This window comes from Paenibacillus sp. FSL R5-0486 (assembly GCF_037975155.1).
Classification (GTDB): Bacteria; Bacillota; Bacilli; order Paenibacillales; family Paenibacillaceae; genus Paenibacillus; species Paenibacillus amylolyticus.
Genome location: NZ_CP150237.1, coordinates 3,408,321 through 3,429,689 on the forward strand (window position 1 = coordinate 3,408,321; position 21,369 = coordinate 3,429,689).

General features: G+C 43.4%; 18 protein-coding genes. 16 read left to right on the top strand and 2 right to left on the bottom strand.

The features are described 5' to 3' along the window. Positions 1-19 precede the first annotated feature (19 nt). Positions 20-949 carry a carbohydrate ABC transporter permease gene (locus MKY01_RS15265; protein WP_036615892.1) on the top strand — a complete coding sequence of 310 codons (930 nt, stop codon included), beginning with the start codon at positions 20-22 and terminating at the stop codon, positions 947-949. Between the two features lie 38 nt (positions 950-987). After that, on the top strand, positions 988-2,628 hold the full coding sequence (locus MKY01_RS15270; protein WP_036615889.1) for an ABC transporter substrate-binding protein: 1,641 nt from the start codon (positions 988-990) through the stop codon (positions 2,626-2,628). Between the two features lie 224 nt (positions 2,629-2,852). Here the strand turns inward: MKY01_RS15270 and MKY01_RS15275 are convergent, their stop codons facing one another. Further along, positions 2,853-3,995: a glycosyl hydrolase family 8 gene (locus MKY01_RS15275; protein ID WP_339286888.1), complete on the bottom strand. Its 1,143-nt coding sequence runs from the start codon at positions 3,993-3,995 to the stop codon at positions 2,853-2,855. 288 nt (positions 3,996-4,283) lie between these two features. On the opposite strand from MKY01_RS15275, the gene MKY01_RS15280 reads away from it, so the two are divergent. The 13 genes from MKY01_RS15280 to MKY01_RS15340 all read left to right on the top strand — a co-directional run bounded on the left by MKY01_RS15280 (position 4,284) and on the right by MKY01_RS15340 (position 18,895). Further along, positions 4,284-5,567 (top strand): SGNH/GDSL hydrolase family protein, encoded by a 1,284-nt coding sequence (locus MKY01_RS15280; protein WP_339286889.1) that lies wholly within the window; start codon positions 4,284-4,286, stop codon positions 5,565-5,567. Positions 5,568-5,608: 41 nt separating this feature from the next. Continuing rightward, positions 5,609-6,382: an alpha/beta hydrolase-fold protein gene (locus MKY01_RS15285; RefSeq protein ID WP_076253046.1), complete on the top strand. Its 774-nt coding sequence runs from the start codon at positions 5,609-5,611 to the stop codon at positions 6,380-6,382. Between the two features lie 71 nt (positions 6,383-6,453). Further along, on the top strand, positions 6,454-7,089 hold the full coding sequence (locus MKY01_RS15290; protein WP_036615877.1) for a glycoside hydrolase family 11 protein: 636 nt from the start codon (positions 6,454-6,456) through the stop codon (positions 7,087-7,089). 133 nt (positions 7,090-7,222) lie between these two features. Then, a complete protein-coding gene (locus MKY01_RS15295) occupies positions 7,223-8,062 on the top strand; it encodes an SUMF1/EgtB/PvdO family nonheme iron enzyme (RefSeq protein ID WP_339286890.1) in 840 nt (279 codons plus the stop codon). A 350-nt stretch (positions 8,063-8,412) separates the two neighbouring features. Next, a complete protein-coding gene (locus MKY01_RS15300) occupies positions 8,413-9,528 on the top strand; it encodes a response regulator (RefSeq protein WP_101313769.1) in 1,116 nt (371 codons plus the stop codon). Between the two features lie 4 nt (positions 9,529-9,532). Continuing rightward, on the top strand, positions 9,533-11,314 hold the full coding sequence (locus MKY01_RS15305; RefSeq protein WP_076253048.1) for a sensor histidine kinase: 1,782 nt from the start codon (positions 9,533-9,535) through the stop codon (positions 11,312-11,314). 13 nt (positions 11,315-11,327) lie between these two features. Further along, a complete protein-coding gene (locus tag MKY01_RS15310; protein WP_282321426.1) occupies positions 11,328-12,869 on the top strand; it encodes a response regulator in 1,542 nt (513 codons plus the stop codon). A gap of 139 nt (positions 12,870-13,008) precedes the next feature. Continuing rightward, positions 13,009-14,664, top strand: a complete 1,656-nt coding sequence (locus MKY01_RS15315; protein WP_036671131.1) for an extracellular solute-binding protein — start codon at positions 13,009-13,011, stop codon at positions 14,662-14,664. A 112-nt stretch (positions 14,665-14,776) separates the two neighbouring features. Further along, positions 14,777-15,742 (top strand): ABC transporter permease subunit, encoded by a 966-nt coding sequence (locus MKY01_RS15320; protein ID WP_017688458.1) that lies wholly within the window; start codon positions 14,777-14,779, stop codon positions 15,740-15,742. Between the two features lie 12 nt (positions 15,743-15,754). Continuing rightward, complete coding sequence (locus MKY01_RS15325) at positions 15,755-16,657, top strand: carbohydrate ABC transporter permease (protein WP_017688457.1); 903 nt, start codon at positions 15,755-15,757, stop codon at positions 16,655-16,657. A gap of 283 nt (positions 16,658-16,940) precedes the next feature. Beyond that, positions 16,941-17,315 (top strand): response regulator, encoded by a 375-nt coding sequence (locus tag MKY01_RS15330; protein ID WP_036615858.1) that lies wholly within the window; start codon positions 16,941-16,943, stop codon positions 17,313-17,315. Further along, complete coding sequence (locus tag MKY01_RS15335) at positions 17,305-17,940, top strand: chemotaxis protein CheC (RefSeq protein ID WP_339286892.1); 636 nt, start codon at positions 17,305-17,307, stop codon at positions 17,938-17,940. Before MKY01_RS15330 ends, MKY01_RS15335 begins: the two co-directional genes overlap by 11 nt. Further along, entirely contained in the window at positions 17,933-18,895 is a 963-nt protein-coding gene (locus tag MKY01_RS15340) for a sensor domain-containing diguanylate cyclase (RefSeq protein ID WP_339286894.1), read from the top strand. The genes MKY01_RS15335 and MKY01_RS15340 overlap by 8 nt, the downstream gene beginning before the upstream one ends. Before the next feature lie 720 nt (positions 18,896-19,615). On the opposite strand, the gene MKY01_RS15345 is transcribed toward MKY01_RS15340, so the two are convergent. Next, entirely contained in the window at positions 19,616-19,960 is a 345-nt protein-coding gene (locus MKY01_RS15345; protein WP_074095086.1) for a helix-turn-helix domain-containing protein, read from the bottom strand. A gap of 266 nt (positions 19,961-20,226) precedes the next feature. Here MKY01_RS15345 and MKY01_RS15350 point away from each other — a divergent pair, with 266 nt between their 5' ends. Further along, on the top strand, positions 20,227-21,330 hold the full coding sequence (locus MKY01_RS15350) for a Gfo/Idh/MocA family oxidoreductase (RefSeq protein WP_339286896.1): 1,104 nt from the start codon (positions 20,227-20,229) through the stop codon (positions 21,328-21,330). Positions 21,331-21,369: the final 39 nt, after the last annotated feature.

Here is a 21,369-nt window from a genome sequence, read left to right on the forward strand (position 1 = left end):
AAAGGAGGAGAATCAACCCATGCCTAACACACAGACAAATGCAGGTCGTTCGCGGATCAAGAGCAGCAGTACGATTCGTGAATCCTGGGGAGACCGCGTATTTATAACGGTTGTTTACTTCATGTTGACAGTGGTGCTGATTGCCGTGCTGTATCCCTTGATATATATTGTGAGTTCTTCGCTCAGCAGCCCTGCTGCCGTCTCCTCGGGAAAAGTCTGGTTGTGGCCCATTGACCTGACGTTTGACGGTTACAAGTCTGTATTGCGGAATGATCAAGTCCTTACCGGTTATGCCAATTCCCTTTTTTATACAGCCTGCGGCACCTTCATCAGCGTGGCACTGACCATTATGATTGCTTATCCATTATCCAAAAAAACGTTTGTTGGCCGTAGCTCGTTAATGATGTTTATTACCTTCACCATGTTGTTCTCAGGCGGTTTGATCCCTACCTATCTGGTGGTCAAAACCATGGGACTGATAGATACCCGCTGGGCGTTGCTGATTCCCAATGCCGTCTGGGTATGGCAAGTCATCATTGCCCGTACCTTTTTTCAGAATTCGATACCGGAAGAATTGTCCGAAGCAGCAGACATCGATGGCTGCAGTGACATCCGGTTTATCTTCAGTATTATCCTGCCACTCGCCAAACCGATTATCGCCGTGTTGTCACTTATGTACGCTGTCGGTCAGTGGAATGCATACTTTGACGCCCTCATCTATCTGAAATCACAGTCGCTCTATCCGCTACAGCTGATATTACGCAGCATTCTTATTCTGAACAGCAGTACGGGGAGCATGGATGCATCGGAAATGATCAAACAGCAGCAGATGGCTGAACTCATGAAGTACTCGTTAATTGTGATGGCCAGCTTGCCGGTGCTAATCATCTATCCTTTTGTTCAACGGTATTTCGTGCAAGGTATGCTGATTGGCTCAGTTAAAGGATAAGTTCATTTTTTCTATTATTCATGAAGGAGAGGATTATATTGAAAAAAGCGGGATTCATCATTCTTGCCTGTATGCTGTTTACCTCGTTGGTACTTGCCGGATGTTCAAGCTCTGATAAGGGGAACGGGGAAGGCAGCGATCCGTCAGGCAAGACGGCCATTAATGTGTTTGCTCACCAGGGTTCGGATACCAACCTGTCCACTAACAAATTCACGAAGAAAATGGAAGAGAAGTTTGATATTCAGTTCAACTGGACTACGGTTCCATTCGACGGTGCAGCGGAGAAAAGACAGATTTCACTGGCTTCCGGTGATTATCCGGACTTGTATCTGCTCATCCCTTGGGTAGATCGTTTCTCCCAGACAGACTTGTTGAAGTTTGGTCAGCAGGGGGTTATTTTGCCGCTGAATGATCTGATTGAGGAGCATGCTCCCAATATTAAAAAAGTACTTGAGAGCAATGACTATTATCGGGCCATGAACACTGCTCCTGACGGAAATATCTATGGTCTGACGGGTCTGAATGAATGTTTTCACTGTTCATACCCCAACAAGATGTGGGTCAACACCAAATGGATGGAACAACTGGGCCTGACCGAACCCACGACGACAGAAGAATTTAAGGAAATGCTTCGGGCATTTAAAACGAAAGACCCGAACGGGAACGGTAAAGCCGACGAAGTACCGCTAAGCGGTTCGACTGAAAATTTCGGTGTGCACATTATTCCGTACTTGATGAACGGTTTTATCTATGACGACGATCGGAATTATCTCATTGTCAATCAGGGGAAAGTGGAGACCGTAGTGAACAAACCGGAGTGGAAAGAAGGGCTTGCCTATATTAAATCCCTGTACGATGAAGGGTTGATTGATCCAGGGGCATTTACCCAAAACGTCGGGGCCTTCAAAAAAATTGGAGATAACGCTGATGCACAGCTTCTCGGTGCGGGAGCAGCGATGCATCCATCATTATTCGTAACCACTGCCGAAGGTTCTCCTTACGGGAATGATTACAATCCCATCCCTCCATTGAAGGGACCCCATGCTGCTTATGCTACGTACAACTATCCGATTGATCCCGGAGCGTCTTTTGTACTGACAAACAAAGCCAGTGAGGAAACACAGATCGCGGCCATAAAGCTGCTGGATTATCTCTATACCCAGGAAGGAACCATGGCATCATATCTCGGAGAAGAGGGCGTAAGCTGGCGCAAACCACAAGAAGGAGAAGTGGCGCTCAATGATCAGATTGAGCCGTTATATAAAGCCATTCCGCTTCCTTCTGGAGAAGAACCTCGTAATGACAGTTGGGCTGCATTAAGTCAGTACAATCATTATCAGGCATATCGGGACTCCGAAGTACAGGGGACAGACATCTATGCCAATGATGGTGGTGAGCGACGTCTCTATGAGGCGACATTGTTAATGGAGGGCAAGGAACCAAAAGAGATTTTCCCTCATTGGGCATTGTGGGTAGATCCGTCCCAAGCTGATGAAGCCAGCATGATGCAGACCAATCTCAAGGATTACATCGATCAGAACGCCCTGCAATTTATTACTGGCGCCAAAAGTCTGGATAAGGATTGGGATGAATATGTGAAAGGCCTGGAGGGATTGAACATTAATCGATATCTGGAGATTATGCAGTCTTCCTATGATACTTCTTCCGTTTCCAAATAATTAAAGTATCTGAATCATACAGAGCGGGAAAAGTTACTGCCTGTATTTGCACACCCAAAAGCGTTCCCGGTTGGCAGTCAACATATGCGAGCCGGGAACGTTTTTTATTGATATAGATTAAATCGTAATATCATTGCATCCTTCTTAAAATTCAGTGATTGGACCTGTCCTGCAAGCCAAACGTTCACAGGGCAGGTTCAACGGCTCGTGCACATTCTCTTAGTTTAGTATATGCGATATCTTCCGCTTAGAGCGAGCATGCTGAAAAAATACAGGCAATTGTCGTAATAACGTCGCTCTCCCTGACGCAAAGGTGTGTTCCAGAACTTGCGAACGAATGTGTCAGCATGTGGACCTTCCGCAGCCAGTGAAGCCATGGCATTGGTAGCCAGCAAACCTACAGGATGCAGTGAAGGTTCGTCGAAAGGTTCACCTTCTATTGTATAACGACGATAATCGGACATTTCAATATCACTGAAGAAGGATTGAATCCGATTGGATTGTTCGATCTGCCAGTGATCCTTGCGGAACCATTCCCAGTCCAACGCTATATTTGCAGCAACACGGTAGGCATCACTGTAAAAATGTCTGAAATCACCATACGGCTGTATTGGAGCCGGAGAGCCGTCATAGTTCGCATATTCAGGTGATAGTCCGGTTACGGGATGGCAGGCTGTATGAAGGTAAGATCTACTAGCGGCCGCCGCTTCTTTCCAGAAGCGCTGATCTTCTTCATCCGCATATTTCGCGAATAGCTCATAAAAATGAGGCAGATGGTAGGATGGGTCGCTAAACGGTGTTTCTGGTATGAATTTGATCAGTTTTGTTTCCGGGTCCCACATGGGATCGCCTTCGCCGTCTTCGCCTTGATGTATACATGCACGAAGGATTTTGCGGGCTTGTGCCTTGTAATCATAAGGTTCAGCGCCATCGCCCCAGCGGTTGGAGGCAAAAAAAAGCGCCATGGCAAAAAACTCCTCACCATCAGGAGCAGGACCTTGCGAGAGTCGGGTTCCGTCAGGCTTGCAATGCCAGGCAAAATAATCTTTATAACGACCCGCTTTATGTTGCATAAACGAGTGTGAGAAATTCCAGAGTCGATCAAATTCCTCCTTTTTGTCCATCTGAACAGCCATCATCATGCCATAGGACATGCCCTCGGAGCGAACATCGAGATTACCAGTGTCCAGCAAATAACCCTTGTCCTCACCCATGTGGTAATATATTCGAGTATTGTCATCACCGTAAAACAGCTCGTTCCATGTTTCTTCCAATCTGTTCGTGATCTCATTCTCATCGTAGCCTAGCTTCAAGAACAGATTTGTATATGTACCCGTATCCCACGCGCCTTGACCCGTGATATTCATGAGTATCCTCCTTCATCAATGCGGTTTTTCAAAATTATAACATGGAAATAGTATACAAAATAAAGCGTTTACATGAAAAATTATAGGTGTTCAGATCTGCATGTCATTGTACTCAAATTAAAATGATATATTGGTTAAAATCCTATACTTTGTCAGGTTGTTGTAAAATTATGTAAGGGATACACTTTGGGAGAAGGATCACATCTGATCTAATAATACAAGCTGTGATTCTTTATAAGTTGTTTGAGGATGGTCAGAATCTAAACCGGAAGGATGTGATGATGATTTATGCTCCAGGATTCAGGAGATGCAGGTGAAAACACGGAATTCACTGCACCGCGCGATCCAGTTGGAGTGACAGCGTCGGCAGTCAAGCCCGCAATTGATTTTGAGTCACCTAGATATCGCGACATGATTGGCCGATCTCTTCTGAACAAAGGGAATAATGTCAGATTAAAACGAGCCATTGAGAAGGCAAAAAACGGCGAACCTGTCGTTATCGCTTATATTGGAGGCTCCATTACCCATGGTGCTGGTGCAGTACCTATTCATCTCCAAAGTTACGCTTATCGGTCGTATGAGTCGTTCAAGTTTATGTTTGCGCTTTCAAAAGATAGTCCGATTCATCTGATTAAAGCAGGTGTGGGTGGAACTCCTTCAGAACTGGGGATTGTACGTTATGATCGTGATGTGCTGAGGGGAGGTGCCGTTCAGCCGGATATTGTCATAATCGAATTCGCAGTCAATGACGCAGATGATGAAACCCAAGGTAAATGTTACGAGAGTCTGGTACTCAAAGCACTTACTGCCGATAACAAGCCAGCGGTCATCTTGTTATTCAGTGTATTCGAAAATGACTGGAATCTACAGGATCGTCTCGCTCCGGTAGGCTGGCATTATGATCTTCCAATGGTAAGTGTGAAAGATGCTGTCGTAGATCAGTTCAGCAAGACAAAAGGTGAAGGCAACGTTATTTCCAAAAAGCAATTTTTCCATGATATATATCATCCAACGAACATAGGGCATCGAATTATGGCCGATTGTTTGGAATATTTGTTCGACGTGACGAATCGTTCTGAGTGGGATGAGAAAGATCATGATATTGAAAAAGCTCCGCTAATTGGAAATGAATTTGTTAATGTGAAGCTGTTGGATCGGAAAAACGGCAATCATATTGCCCGAATCGATGCAGGCTCTTTTTGTAAAACGGACACGGATCTGCAGATGGCTGAGATGGATGCTCATGACTATGGTACACCTCAGTTCCCCAACAACTGGATGCGTACAGGAGAGGGAAAAGAGGATCAGAGTAGCTTTCGGATAAGTTTGCAGTGCAAACGCCTCATTCTGATCTTCAAGGATTCTGGTAACGATGAATTCGGAACTGCACATATCAAGGTAGATGGGGTATTTGTCCAAAAAGTCGATCCGCGTCAAGTGAACTGGACCCATTGCCATGCCACACTTCTGCTTAACGAAGAGCATGTGGGGGAGCACTCCATCGAGATCGAAATGGCGGAAGGCCATGAACATAAATGCTTCACTATTCTGGGTTTTGGCTATGTGGATTAACTGAAGACTGATAGTCACTCATATGTTCGGAGGAAAAGAGAATGGAATTGATCTCACCAGCAGTAACGGGATATGACCAGTATCGGGAGAATATACCACGTGGAGTCATGGAGACGGTAGAGTATCCTTCCACCACGGTTGGCAATTCCCGTAAAGCGATGGTGTACACCCCACCAGAATTTTCTTCGACAACGATGTATCCTGTACTTTTTCTTTTGCATGGTATTGGCGGAGACGAAACCGAATGGCATACTCATGGATCTCCGCAAATTATTCTCGATAATCTGTACAACGATAATATGCTTGAACCGATGGTTATTGTTTTCCCCAACGGTCGCGCAATGTCGAATGATCGAGCCGTAGGAGACCTGTTTGAACCTGAGAAAATCAAAGCATTTAAACGGTTCGAATCCGATCTGCTCAACGATTTGATACCTTACATGGAGTCGAACTACCCTTTGCATAAAAGCCGGGATAAAAGGGCGATTGCTGGTTTATCCATGGGTGGAGGTCAATCCTTAAATATCGGATTAAATAATCTAGACCATTTTGCATGGATCGGTGCTTTCTCTGCAGCCCCAAACACCAGAAGTCCGGAGCTACTTGTCCCTGATCTTTCGAAAGCGCCTTCATTACTCTCGCTGTTATGGATCTCTTGCGGTGAACAGGACAATCTTATAGAGATTAGTCTTGGGGTTCACCAATATTTGGCGCAACACGGAGTACCTCACATTTGGCATGAGGAAAGTGGAGGACATGATTGGCCCGTGTGGAAGAACGATTTGTATCTGTTTTCGCAACGTCTTTTCAAATGAATTTGCTGAAGAACATTCATATCGGATTGTAGCATCAACCAAATCTATTAAAATATCAGGAGGTATAATCTATGTTTAAATTTAGCAAAAAATTGTTAACCGTTGTTCTTGCAGCTTCCATGAGTTTTGGTGTCTTCGCAGCCACATCGAGCGCAGCAACAGATTATTGGCAAAATTGGACAGATGGTGGAGGAACGGTCAACGCCGTGAATGGATCGGGCGGGAATTACAGCGTGAATTGGCAAAATACCGGGAACTTTGTTGTCGGGAAAGGGTGGACATACGGTACGCCTAATCGAGTGGTCAATTATAATGCCGGCGTATTCTCTCCTTCAGGTAACGGCTATCTCACCTTCTATGGTTGGACTAGAAACGCTCTAATTGAATATTACGTGGTGGATAGCTGGGGAACGTATCGTCCTACCGGAACGTATAAGGGCTCGATGACTAGTGATGGCGGCACATATGACATCTATACAACGATGAGATACAATGCACCTTCCATTGATGGTACTCAGACTTTCCCTCAGTATTGGAGTGTTAGACAGACCAAGAAACCAATCGGAGTCAATTCTACCATCACGTTCAGTAATCATGTGAATGCATGGGCGAGCAAAGGGATGTACTTAGGCAACAGCTGGTCCTATCAGGTGATGGCAACGGAAGGTTATCAAAGTAGCGGAAGCGCAAACGTGACGGTTTGGTAAAAATGATGTGATGCAGTTCAACTTCTGCACCTGCATTTGAAATTCAATTTTCCGGTAGCGTTGAGTAACGTTATTCTCCAGACTAACGGACCTCGACGTTGCCGGATTTAAGCTAGTAAAGGAGAATAATTGAATGAAGAAGCTGGTATGGTTAACTTTAATCACTATAGTTGTTAGTCTAAGTGCTTGTTCAGCAAGTAATACGAAATTAAGCGATGACTTGGTATTCGTCGAAGGAGGAGCCTTCAAGAGCAGTAAGCCGAGTCAGATCGATAGGAATGAAACGCTGGATTCCTTCTATATTGGCAAATACGAAGTAACTCAAAAAGAATGGATGGAGGTTATGGGGGAAAACCCTTCTGGCTTCAAGGGAGATGACCTGCCTGTTGAAATGGTCAGCTGGTATGACGCAGTGGAATACTGTAATCAAAAAAGTATAAAAGAAAACCTGAAACCTTATTACAATATAGATAAAGACAACCAGGACACGAATAATCACAATGAAAATGACACTATAAAATGGAATGTAACGATCAACGAGGACGCCAACGGTTACCGTTTACCCACAGAGGCAGAATGGGAATACGCTGCAAGCGGAGGTCAAAAGAGCTTAAATTACACATACAGCGGAAGTAACAATCCTGATGAAGTGGCTTGGTACTGGGTAAATGCCGGCGAGAACATTCTGACGGGTGACTGGAGCTGGCCCGCTATTGAGAGCAATCGTAATCAAACCAAAAAAGTCGGAACTCAGAAGGCGAATGAGTTAGGAATCTATGATATGTCTGGGAATGTGAGAGAATGGTGCTGGGACTGGTACAGCGATTCGGAGAGTCCAAATCAAACTTGGCGAGTTGTGAAAGGCGGAGGCTGGATCGGCGGTGTCAATAACAATGAAATATCATTTCGAGGCAAATTTGATGCAAATGGTTTTGGTCCCGATCAAGGATTCCGTATTGTGCGTGGAGAATGAAAACTCTTTTTCCTGGAAATAGATTACTTCTGAGCTAAACCTATACTTTGTCGGGTGAAAACCTATAGTTTAACAGGTTGTTGTACCAAAATGTAAGCGTTACACTTGAATTGTTATCCCGGCGCTTCGCTAAAATCGGAGCGTTCTTATAGTACAGTCCGATGGAACCATGTTCTATGTTATTGATAAATGACGATGAGACTGGTAGAAATTTTGTTCTCCAAAGTTGTGCGAGCAGACAACAATCCTGCTGTTGTTCTGCTGTTTAGCGTTTTCAGAACAACTGGAATCTACCTATTGATATAGATAAAATACATGCAGCTGATCAAGGATAAAAGTGAGGTGAGCTAATGTACAAGGTCATTGTCGCGGATGATGAGCCGTTTATGCTAGAAGGATGGAGAACAATGATTGACTGGCGAGCTTGTGGATATGAACTCTGCGGAACGGCAACAGATGGGGAGGAAGCACTTGCTTTATTCAACTCGGTTGAACCGGATCTTGTCGTCACGGATATTCAAATGCCTGTTATGGATGGTCTTGGTTTGATTCACACCTTGCGAGAAGATCTCGCCTATACCTCTAAAATTGTTATCGTCACAGGATACTCCGATTTTAATTACGCGAAGCAAGCCATACGGTATCAGGTCGATCAGTACGTGCTTAAACCTCTTGTTCCCGAGGAGATTCATCAAATCCTTATGGACATGATTGAACCTCTGGACAAACGCAGAAATGAGCAAAAACAGCAAAATGGAGTCATGGTTACAGATGAAGCCTATGAGAATCATCTTAATGAATATCTAATAAGCGAAGAATATGATTTAGAGCAAATGATGAACATCTCCAAAGAGATCTTGGCGTTGATTGAAGCAGAAAATACGTATTCTATCGATATTGCAGTGAGTGCACTATTAGAGAAAAGTGAGAAAGCAGAGGTTTCGTTGGAATGGATACATCATGTCATCCGATATATCCATGGGGAGTTGCTACGTAAATATGGAAAAAGAGAGGGTTGCAGAGAAATACTATGTGAAAAAGATTGGCATGAGGCTGCGAGTTGGTCTTCCGGCACATTGCAAGACCTGTGTGTTCGACTGTCCAAGCAACTTTCCCAGTCTGAATTGAAGCAAAAGACGGGTACGGGAGGGCTGGTTGCAGAAGCAGTGAATGAATTGAAGCAGCACTATCGAAGTAAAATTAAATTACAGGATGTAGCTAATCGTATTCACGTGAATTCTGCCTACCTGGGTCAACAGTTCAAGCGGGAGATGGGGGTCAGTTTCAGTGACTATGTGCACCAGCTTCGTGTTGAGGAGGCCCGTAAACTCCTGCGACGTACCAATATGAAGATCACTGACATTGCATTCAGGCTAGGATATCATGATGCTGAATATTTCACCCAAAAGTTCAGAGCGCATACAGGGGAGCTTCCGTCAGTCTATAAAAACAAAAACCAAGGGTGATTATATGCGTCATAAATTCTGGATGTTCAGTAAGGTTAATGATATTCCTCTCCGATCCAAATTTCTGCTTATTTATGTACTTAGTATTCTCCTTCCTGTAATAACGATTAATATCTTCTTTTATGAACGAACCTCTGCGGATATCAAGATTAGAGAACAGGAAAATCTACGTAAATCCATCGACAGGGCTGCGGGGGAACTGCTAGGCATGATTGATGAGAGCGTTGCCCTGAGCCGAATTATTGCAGCAGACGATTCGCTCTATGAGGCACTGGATCGGACCTATCACTCCCCCGTGGATTATTACAACGTCTACCACGCATTCCTGCGAGATAAATTAACACGGTACATGTCAGCGAATATTCTGGAGGTGCGTATCTATACGGATAACGATACCATTCAGACGGGCAGTCATTATATCGTGATGAAAGACAAGAATGTACTCCCTGGATTGAAACAGCTGAAATCCACCAGTGGAGGCATTCTTGTCGTTGATTATATTGAGCCATCCGGATTTAACGCGGGAAGAAGAATCAGTGTGATTGGCAAAATGGATACCTATACTTCCTATGCCAATTACAATAAGTATTCCAAGATTGATCTGGAACTTAGCCGGGTGTACAGCATTTTAAATCGTGAATCAGACAGTCTTCAGCTGCGACTGGTGGACAGCAACAATCGAACTGTCGTTTCAAGTGGGGAGTTCAGCGAAACCGACTTATCCCCCCTTGATAATGAATCAATGCTCAAGGAATCTGGAGATTCTGCTTACACGCTCGAAAAATCGTTGGGGAATCTAGCCTACCTAAAGGGTTGGAAATTGATTGGAGTTGCCGATACGCGTCACCTTGACCACCTTTTGCAAGAAGCCTTTAAATCAATTCTGGGGTTGCTCGCATTAAGTATCGTGGTCCCCTCTGTATTGATCTACATTATTTTGCGTTCCTACCACTATCGGATTCGCAAGTTATCCAGACATATGGAGAAGGTTCGTAACGAACGATTCGATCTGATTGAAATTCACGAAGGCCGCGACGAAATTGGCGGGCTTATTCGTACATTTAACATCATGATTGGTAAAATTCATACGCTGATTAATGACGTATATAAACTGGAAATCCGCCAAAAAGATCTGGAGCTGGATCAAGTGAGGACTGAATTGTCCATGCTCCAGAGTCAGATGAATCCCCATTTTTTATTTAACACATTGAATGCCTTGCTAGTCGTTAGTACAAAGAATGGATATACGGAAGTAATTGAGATTATCAAAAGTCTGTCCAAACTGATGAGACAGTTGCTCAGTCATTCTGACAATCTGATTCCTTTGCAAGAAGAGCTGCAATTTACGAATCTTTATCTCCAGATTGAGAAGTTTCGCTTTGGAGAGCTGTTTGATTACACCTTCGAGGTTGATCCTGATGCAGCTTCGTTGCTTATTCCCCGCATGAGTATTCAACCGCTCGTCGAAAATGCCTGCAAACACGGCTTGCAGGCGCGAAAAAATGGAAGACAGATCAAGATAACGGCGAGTCGAAACGCTTCTGAACTGGTTATTCAGGTGATCGATAATGGAATCGGTATGGATGCAGGGAGATTAACCGAGCTCCTGCGAGATATTCGTTCTGAAAGACCCAGGAACGGCGAGCATGTAGGACTCCGCAATGTCTACCGCAGGTTGGAACTCTTTTATGAAGGAAATGCGATATTTGATCTAAGCAGTGTACCTGGAAAGGAAACCATTGCAGGGTACCGTATACCGATCTCTAAGCTGGAACAGAGGAAATAGGAGGTGAACTCTCATGTATAAAGTGCTATTAGTCGATGATGAACCTTATGCCATTGAAGGGTTACAGCTTCTGATCAATTGGGAAAAGTATGGTTTTGAAATCAGAGGTGTGTGCGCCAACGGTGAGGAAGCCATTCGGATGATGGAACAAGATCGACCTGATCTCGTGGTGACAGACATTCGTATGCCTGTGATGAATGGGCTGCAACTTGTAGAAGAAGCACGACGATTGGAACATGAGTCTGTGCTGTTTGTCATCACGAGTGGATACAGTGACTTTAATTATGCCAGACAAGCTATTCGATTAGGTGTCTCCAACTATTTAACCAAACCGGTTGATAGTACAGAAGCAGAGGATATGTTGGTCCGTCTCCGTATGCAATTGCAGGAGCGTGAAACCCAGGAGCGTATAAGGGAACATGCAAATGAGCAAAGGATCAAAGCGTTTTTGTCCGCACTGATTAAGGATAAGCAAAATATATCGGAGGAGGAGATGTCAGAGATACTTCCTCGTTTAAACAAGTCCCATTGGGCATACCTGCGGATAGCCTTTCAGGGAGATATTCAGGAAGTCTGTTCAGTAGTCGAACAAACGGCTGAAGAAACAACTTGCTGTTATGTGATAGACAGAACAAGAGACTCATTGGGACTTGTATGGGGGGAGGAAACGAATGATAGAAATGAGACGTTTGAAGCAATTAAAGCTTTTACCCAGCGTTTAATGAATAATATGCAACATAACGGCTGCGGAGATATTCATATCGCGGTTGGATTAACGGTCAACAAACTGGAGCATTTATCTGAATCCTTCCGCTCCGCTCAGGAAGTTGGGCGTTATTTGTTTTTTAATCAAGAGCATCTTTTGTTTGCCGAAGATATTCAGCTGGAGAATTGGCAGTTTGATCCGGAAACGCTGTCAGAGGTGGACCATATTTGCGATTTGCTTGAAAACGGTTCTGTGGAGGAACTCTCGTCTGCGATTCGGAGTGCTTTTGAACTGTTTGTACAGATGAAGGCTGCGCCAGAGATTGTACATATTTTCTCTACCCATATTATATTCCGCGGACTGTCCCTGTGTAGAGAATTAGGAGGAGAACCTAATGCTCTAATGAATGAATTGGCGAGCGGAATTCTGGAGAAGGGCCATCGAAATATAGAAGAGGTTGCTAACAATCTGGAACATTTCTGTTTGCAATGCAAGTCAGCACTGGCAATTTTCCGGGAGAGGCAAATGGGTGGCATCCAGGCGACGGTTGCTGAATATGTGCAGATGCATTACAGGGAGACATTTACGATCCAGGAGCTCGCAGAACGATTCTACGTGAATCCTGTCCATTTAGGGCAATCCTTTTTGCGAAAGTATGGTAAGGGTGTAATCGAGGTAGTACATGATCTAAGAATGGAAGAAGCGAAGCGTCTGCTCCAGCAGACGAATCAAACATCCAGTGCGATTGCGGAGCAAGTAGGGTACCGCAGTTACCAGCATTTTCTCAGACACTTCGAAAAACGAACAGCCATGAAACCAGTAGAATACAGGCAAAAGTATGCGAATTGATCCATGAAATAGAAGAACCCCTCCTGAATAAGACCTACAATTACAGGGGGGTAGACCTTAAATGTATATATTTTGTAACCGCATACATTTCTTCATACTAAAAACAGTAAGACATACCACTTCCAAGGAGGGCAAGTACATGGGGGGACTTAAGAAAAAGAAGCTTTGGGGTTCCGTATCACTCGTTCTGGCTTTGAGTTTGGCACTGGCAGGATGCAGCGGTGACAATGAGAAAGCAACTACAAAGGATGGGAAAGAGGTACTGAACATCTCGGCCTTTATCGGAACGCCAAATCAGGCGCCAGCTAAAGATAACCGAATCTACAAGAAGATTCAGGATGAACTCGGCGTTAATCTTGAGATGGAGTTTCTAGTAGGTGATCTTCAACAGAAGTTGGGCGTTATGATTGCCGGGGGCGATTTCCCGGATCTGATCACAGCAGACACCAAGTTGGTCTCAGCGGGTGCGGTTATTCCGCTCGAAGATCTCATTGAAGAGCATGCACCTAATCTGAAGAAACATTTCGGTAAAGACTGGAACCGGATGAAAGATTCCAGTGACGGACATATTTACTGGTTGCCTAACTATGGAGTGTATACAGGAGAGTTCATTAGTAACTATTATTCTGGTCCTGCATTCTGGATCCAAAAGTCCATACTGAAGGATGCCGGGTACCCAACTCCTAAAACGTTGGATGATTTCACAAAGTTGGTCCGTGATTATGCAGCCAAGAATCCAACTATTGATGGTCAACCGACGATTGGTTTCACTACATTGGCTTCAGACTGGCGGACGTTCCCTTTGCTTAACCCACCTGAACATCTTACGGGTCACCCCAACGACGGGGGCGTAGTCGTAGATGATAGTGGAGTCGCAACCGTTTTTGCCGACAAAGATATCTCCAAACGGTATTATAAGGAACTAAACAATCTGTACAACGAGGGATTGCTGGATAAAGAAGCCTTTGTTCAGAACTACGATCAATATCTGGCCAAAATTTCTTCGGGACGTGTGCTTAGTATGTTCGACCAGCACTGGAATTTCCAAGCCGGCGAAGACCCACTCGTAGCACAGGGGAAAATTGGCCAGACATACGTAGGCTTCCCGCTTGTCTATGATACAAGTATCACAGATCATTATCTGGATCGTCCGGTCATTAACTTGAACAATGGTTTTGGTATCAGTAAAGATGCCGAAGACCCTGTCGCACTGATCAAATTCCTCGATAAGCTTATGGACGAGAAGTACCAGAAGCTCTTGTCATGGGGTGAAGAGGGTGTAGACTACCAAGTGAATGAAGAGGGAAGATTCTATCGTACACCAGAGCAACGGACAGAGCAGGATGATCCAGCATGGAGATTGGTTAACAAAGCTGAAGGTTTCTACGCTGCTGCACCGAAGCTCGAAGGAACATTTGAAGATGGCAATGCAATTGGAGCGATCAACCAACCTGAGGAATTCTATGACAACCTCAAACCGGAAGATAAAGAACTTCTGGATGCATACGGCTTCAAAACGTGGAGTGACTTCTTCTCTCCTGCACCAGAAAATCCAGTGTACTATCCAGCATGGCAGGTCGATCTGAAAGAAGGCTCTGATGCTGCGGTAGCGAACAAACAAATGACAGACACTTCATTGAAATTCTTGCCTAAAGCAATCATGTCAAAACCGAATGAGTTCGATAACATTTGGACTGAATATGTAGACGCTTACAAGAAGATCGATGTCAAATCCTATGAAGATCGAATTAATGATCAACTGAAATGGAGAATCGAGAACTGGTCTGTTAAATAAAAAAATGCGGCAATGATTCTCTCGGAAGGTATCAACCAAAGGATTACTCAGGCGAGTGCCTTCCGGGGACATCATGCTTAAAGTCGCTGCAAGCCAATAGGAGGAGTGAAAGATGGCGAACACGCCTGGAGCCATACCAGAGCAAACCACCCGTACAGTCGTTCCCAAAGCACCACTGTTAAAACGATTGCGCGGACAAAGACAACTCATGTTCATGTCATTGCCCATCGTTGCGTACATTCTCGTATTCTCGTATTATCCCATTTGGGGCTGGGTTATGGCCTTTCAGAATTACAGTCCTGCGAAGAGTTTCACGCAGCAGGAATGGGTCGGGCTCAAACACTTTAAGTTTTTGCTAACAGACGATGCATTTCTTAACGTGCTTCGTAATACCATTGCGATGAGCGTCATCAATATGGTGCTCGGATTTGCGACAGCAATTATATTTGCCATTTTACTTAATGAGATCAAACATAAGTTATATAAACGAACCATTCAAACAATATCGTATTTACCTCACTTTCTCTCATGGATTATTGTGACAGGTATCGTAGCAAGTTCACTATCTGTAGATGGTGGGATTGTGAATGTGGTACTCATGAAGCTGCATATCATTCAAGAACCTATCATGTGGCTTAGCGTTCCGGAATACTTCTGGGGCATTGTAGGCGCATCCCATGTATGGAAAGAAGTTGGCTGGAATGCCATTATTTATTTGGCGGCCATCACGTCTATCGATCCTTCCCTCTATGAAGCGGCAGAGATTGATGGTGCGAACCGATATAAGAAAATGCTGTATGTGACCTTACCCGGAATCAAATCCATTGTTATCATTTTGCTGATCATGAATATGGGCTGGATTTTGGAAGCTGGATTCGAGGTTCAGTATCTGTTAGGTAATGGTGTGGTTGTCGACTGGTCACAGACGATAGATATATTTGTCCTGAAGTACGGACTACAGATCGGGAATTATTCTTTGGCTACTGCGGCAGGTATCTTCAAAACAGTAGTTAGTATCACGCTGATCTTTGCGGCGAATTCAATTTCCAAACGGCTCGGGGAAGACCGATTAATATAAGGGGGACTAGAGATGGGAATCAATAAATCTCGGCTTGAACCGATTGTCTTCCATACGTTAAATGGTATACTGATGATCGCAATCGCGATTGTTACCCTGTATCCGTTTGTGAATACACTCGCCGTATCATTCAATGCCGGTAATGACACCATTCGGGGTGGGATTTATCTGTGGCCTCGGGTATGGACAGATCAAAACTACAGAGCAGTATTTGCAGGAGGGACCATCTTCAGCGCCTTTGGTATATCTGTGGCGAGAACGGTTTTGGGGACAGTTTTAAGTCTATTCTTAACCTCCATGCTGGCTTACACACTAAGCCGAAAAGATTATATATTACGAAAGCCCATTACCATTACAGTTGTTCTTACGATGTATTTTAGTGCAGGTCTTATTCCAACTTACTTCCTAATGAAAGATTTACATTTGTTAAACAACTTCCTGGTGTACATTATTCCTGGGCTGATCAGTGCCTTTAATATGATTGTTATTAGAACTTATATCCAGACACTACCCGAGGGATTGATCGAATCCGCCAAAATCGATGGTGCTGGAGATTTCAGAACATTCATTTCCATTATTCTACCGCTGTGCCAACCGGTTCTTGCTACTGTTGCACTGTTCATTGCAGTCGGTCAATGGAATTCTTGGTTTGATACGTTTCTGTATGCATCTTCCAAACAAAACCTAAGCACGCTGCAATATGAGTTGATGAAACTATTATCATCTTCTATGAATTCCAACAGCAGTGCAGCCGTTGCCAATGGTGCAGATCTTGGTGCTGCGCGTAACATGGTCACACCTGTATCTATTCGGGCAGCGATTACGATTGTTGCGGCATTACCCATCTTAGTCGTATATCCATTTTTGCAGAAGTATTTCGTTCATGGCTTGCAGCTTGGAGGGGTAAAAGAGTAAACTTAATGCAGTTCCAGATAACCGATCAAAAACGGTCACTAGGTGACCGTTTTTTTATGTTTTTTTAAACGGCGGGCCGTAGTATGTCAATTGCACACGAATCTAACTTATTCAATAATGTTGTTGACAATTAAATTAAAGTTACTATAATTTATATTTACTTGATTCACCAGTCAGTCTCTTTTCAGGGTGCCACTGCGCGCGAAAGCCCTATATCAAGAACTGTCCACAGCGCCTGACCATCCCGAGCCCTTACCACTTTATCAAGGAGACTGAAGAAAAAATGAAAGTATTAATCGTGGAAGACTCCATTTTCGTACAGAAATTACTTACAAAGCTGATTGTTGATCATATTCCAGAATGCGAGATTCAGATTGCTAATAATGGAGAGCAAGGATACAACCTATTCAAGGAATTTCAACCTGATTTTATAACCACCGACCTGCTAATGCCTGGTTTGAACGGACAAGAAATGCTTCGAATGATTCGAGAAACGGATAGCAATGTCAAAATTATTATCTTATCCGCAGATATTCAGAAGACAACTAGGGATGAAGTTGAAATGTTAGGCATTTCTGGTTTTTTGAATAAACCGTTAACCGCAGAGAAGGCAACTACCATGATTCAACTGATTCAGGCGGCCTATCATGCTGAATGATTTACAGAAGGATTTGCTTACTGAACTAGTGAACGTTTACGTGGGACAAGCGGCTAACATGTTGTCAGAGATTGTAGACAAGCGTATCGTTTTGAATATTCCGGAAGTGGAACTAATCTCCATATCCGATGTTGATCCTGGAGATCGAAGATACAATATTTTCTTTAGTGAAGGTCACCTGTTTAGGTCATCCTTACAGTTCGGATACGAATTTCAGGGAAAAGCATTTCTGATGTTTCCTGTTGAGCAGGCTAAAGTATTGGCAAACATCTGTCTTGGAGAACTGGGTGAGAGCGTTATACCGAACAATCCGAACCTGATGGATACGGATTTGGACGTTTTGAAGGAAGTTAGCAATGTCCTGCTTAACGCCATTATTGGAGAATTCGGTAATTTCCTCGAGATCAAACTGGAATACGTCCTGCCTGATATTGAACTGATCTATGTCACCAATTCCGATCAACAAATATTGCTTCAGAATGAAGTTTATGTCCTGGTTTTACATACCTCGTTTTTACTTGCCGATACGGATGTGACAGGTATCATTGTCATAGCACTGAGTATGAACTCCATATCGAGCCTGCTGGCCAAAATGGACGCTTTGTTGGAGGCGGGCAATGGATAATCTTATTTCACAAGCTTTGAACAAAGCCCATATGGGAATAATGATCGTGGACAGGCATTTGAAAATTGTTGTGTGGAATGCCTGGTTGGAGCGCTTTACTGGCAAGAATGTAGAAGAGGTAGTAGGCTTGAATCTGCTTGAGGTCTGCCCACGGTTTAAGTCGAACATGTATTTAAATATTTTGCAAAATGCGCTGTATCATGGACAGAGCAGATTTTGCTCAAGCGCGTTACATAAGGCATTCATTCTTCCTAATGAAGGAGAGGATGAACAATTATTCAGACAAAATATGCATGTTGAACCGCTCTATCATGAAGATCGGAGTTATGCCCTTATTCAGATTACTGACATGACTAACACCAATACCAGGGTATATAAACTTAAAAATCTGATCAAAGAACTGGAGACGGACTACGCCAAAATCAAAATCTCCGAGAAAATCAGCAAGCATTTGTCTTTGCATGATCCACTTACCGGTCTGCCTAATCGTCTTGCTTATAATGACCGTCTTGCCTGGGCCATCAGTAATGCCAAAAGAAACCATAATAAACTAGCCGTCATGTTTGTGGATGCTGATGGGTTTAAACAAGTGAATGATACATATGGACACCATGTTGGCGATCAAGTGTTGCTGGAAATGGCAAAGCGATTAAGTGAAACAATTCCAAGTGCGGACACTGTAGCTCGGCTTGGCGGGGACGAATTCATCATTTTAAGCCATCTGAAAGATGATCACGATGCTGAAGTCATCGCTAAAAGATTGGAAGCTGCATTCAGTACCCATTTCAAGATTGCCGGAAACTATATCAACCTTTCAATGAGTATTGGTATCAGCCTATTTCCCAAGCATGGACAGGAGCCTTCCGAACTTCTGAGACATGCGGATGGAGCTATGTACAAGATTAAAAAGAATGGCAAGAATGGTTACGGAATTTATGAACCTGAAAATGCTTAAGAAATCTAAAAATGTCTTTTAATAAAGTTGCTATAATAGCAACTTTATTTGTCTATACAATTAACATAAGAAAAAATATGTTTTTTCTATGAATAATATTTTTTACGTATGAAGATGAGAAAATAATTATTGAGTAAAGTAGTAATAAATCAGCCAGTGATACTTATAAAGGAGTGCACATATTGAATGTAATAGATGGATCGATAATCGTACTTTTGCTGTTCAGTTTCTATATTCTATTACTGTACGGAATGCCGATTATCTTAATTATAGTGGGGTATTTCATATTTAAAGGGTACAAGAAGCGCAGGGGTGTGAAGACGAACGATAAGTCGGTGGCTCCTGATGGTCAGCAAGCTAATATTAAACCATAGATTAATGTTGATACCACGATATTGAGCGGGACCAGAGTAAGGCCCGATGGAGAGCCGCTATATTAGCGGCTTTTTTGGATTTTATTAAATAAGAAGAAGTCTGAAAGAGGCGATAGTCAGAACAGTACCAAAAGCAAGGAGAAAAACGCCTCTAAACTTGATGCCCATCATATCGTATTCATGAAGTTCATCCTTCGTACGATTAAAAGGCCATGAATTGGGTCGTCTCAGTGCTCTAACTCCAAAGAATAAACCAATCATTCCAAGTGACAGAAAGAAAAAGAAGAAAAACATATCATCCCCCCTTTAACAAAGATAAGTAATATGGAAGCCTAGTTTAAGTTGTTTAGCCGTATTCTTTGCCAAAGTCCTCCATCTTTTCAAGGATCGGTAGTAACTTCATTCCCTTGTCTGTTAACGAATACTCAACTCGTGGAGGAACTTCCGGATATACATCACGTTGTATAACACCATCATTCTCCAACTCTTTAAGCTGCTTTGTGAGGGAGCCTTGAGACAGATCTCCAAGGAATTTTTTGATATCTGTATATCGCCGTGTTTCGTCTTTTAGGTACCATAAGATAAAATATTTCCAACGCCCAGAAAGGACATTCTGAGTAAAAGCTATGGCGTACATGTCACTTTTTCCATCTATAAACTCTTGTTCAAATCCTTCATTGCAAACTCTCATTCATATCACTCCTGATCCAAAGGTACAAAAAGATGTACTATGTTCATTTAAATTGCCCTCTTTGCTAATAAAACAAATACACCTATGATGGTGTCAACACCAAAACAATTTTAGTTTACCTAAAGTATGAAAGAATAATTAATGTTATCTCGATTGAATAGTTAGCAAGCTAAATAAATATATCATAGAAATGAGTGACTGATAAGGGCTGGAGCCAAACCGATATTCGATCATACTGTAAATTTTAACAAGGGAGATGTTTAACAATGAGTAAAAAAATTCGTACAGGTATCATAGGGGCATCCATTAATAACGGGTGGGCGAGTGGAACACATATTCCAGCTATTCAGCATTTGGATGAATTCGAGCTTACAGCGGTTGGGACAAGTAATATGGTGAGTGCAAAGAAAAGCGCAGAAGCTTTCTATGCAGATCACGGCTTTGATAATATGAAAGAGTTGGCTCAGCATCCTGATGTGGATATGGTCGTTGTCAGTATTAACGTCAAGGAACATTATAACGCCGTTAAAGCCGTTGTACCTGCTGGCAAACCAATCTATTGTGAATGGCCACTGGGTTCGAATACAGAGGAAGCCTTGGAAATGCAGGAATGGATAACGTCCGCACAACTGCCAAATGCGATTGGATTACAGGCTAGACAAGCCCCGGCCGTTCAATATGTTAAAGATTTATTGGCAGAAGGTTATGTCGGTAAAGTGTTGTCTGCCAACCTGAAGATCTCTATAGATGGCATGGGTGGCGTTGGTGACAAGTCGACTGCGTACTTGTATGACCGGAAAGTTGGAGGGAACTTGCTGACCATTGTAGGGGGCCATAATCTGGATGCCTTCACTTACATGCTTGGGGACTTTACAGAATTGTCTGCCACCACAGCTCAACAGTTTCCAGAAGTTGAATTGGTAGATATTCAGAAAGTCATCAAGAAAACAACGGATGATCAGATCATGATTACAGGAAAATTGACTAATGGTGCAGCAGGCATCGTTCATATTCAAGGTGGAGTCAAACATCAGACAGGACTCACACTTGAAATTTTCGGAGACAATGGCACGATTGTGCTGAGCGCCCCGGCATCCATTCAATTCGGATCACACCAATTACGCGGTGCAGGATCTACGGACAACGAGCTTAGTGAACTACCCATTCCCGATGCCTATTACTCGGCTCCACATTCTTTATATAACGACTCCGGAATTGTTCTGAACATGGCTCAGGCTTATCGTAAGTTTGCCAAAGATATTCAAGAAGGTACTACCTTAGCACCTAATTTCGCGGATGCGGTGAAACTACATCAGTTACTGGATGCCGTCGAGAAATCAGCCCAGACCGGTGAACGTCAATATCTATAACCCTCACTAAACGGAACAAAATCTGATCCATCCATATAC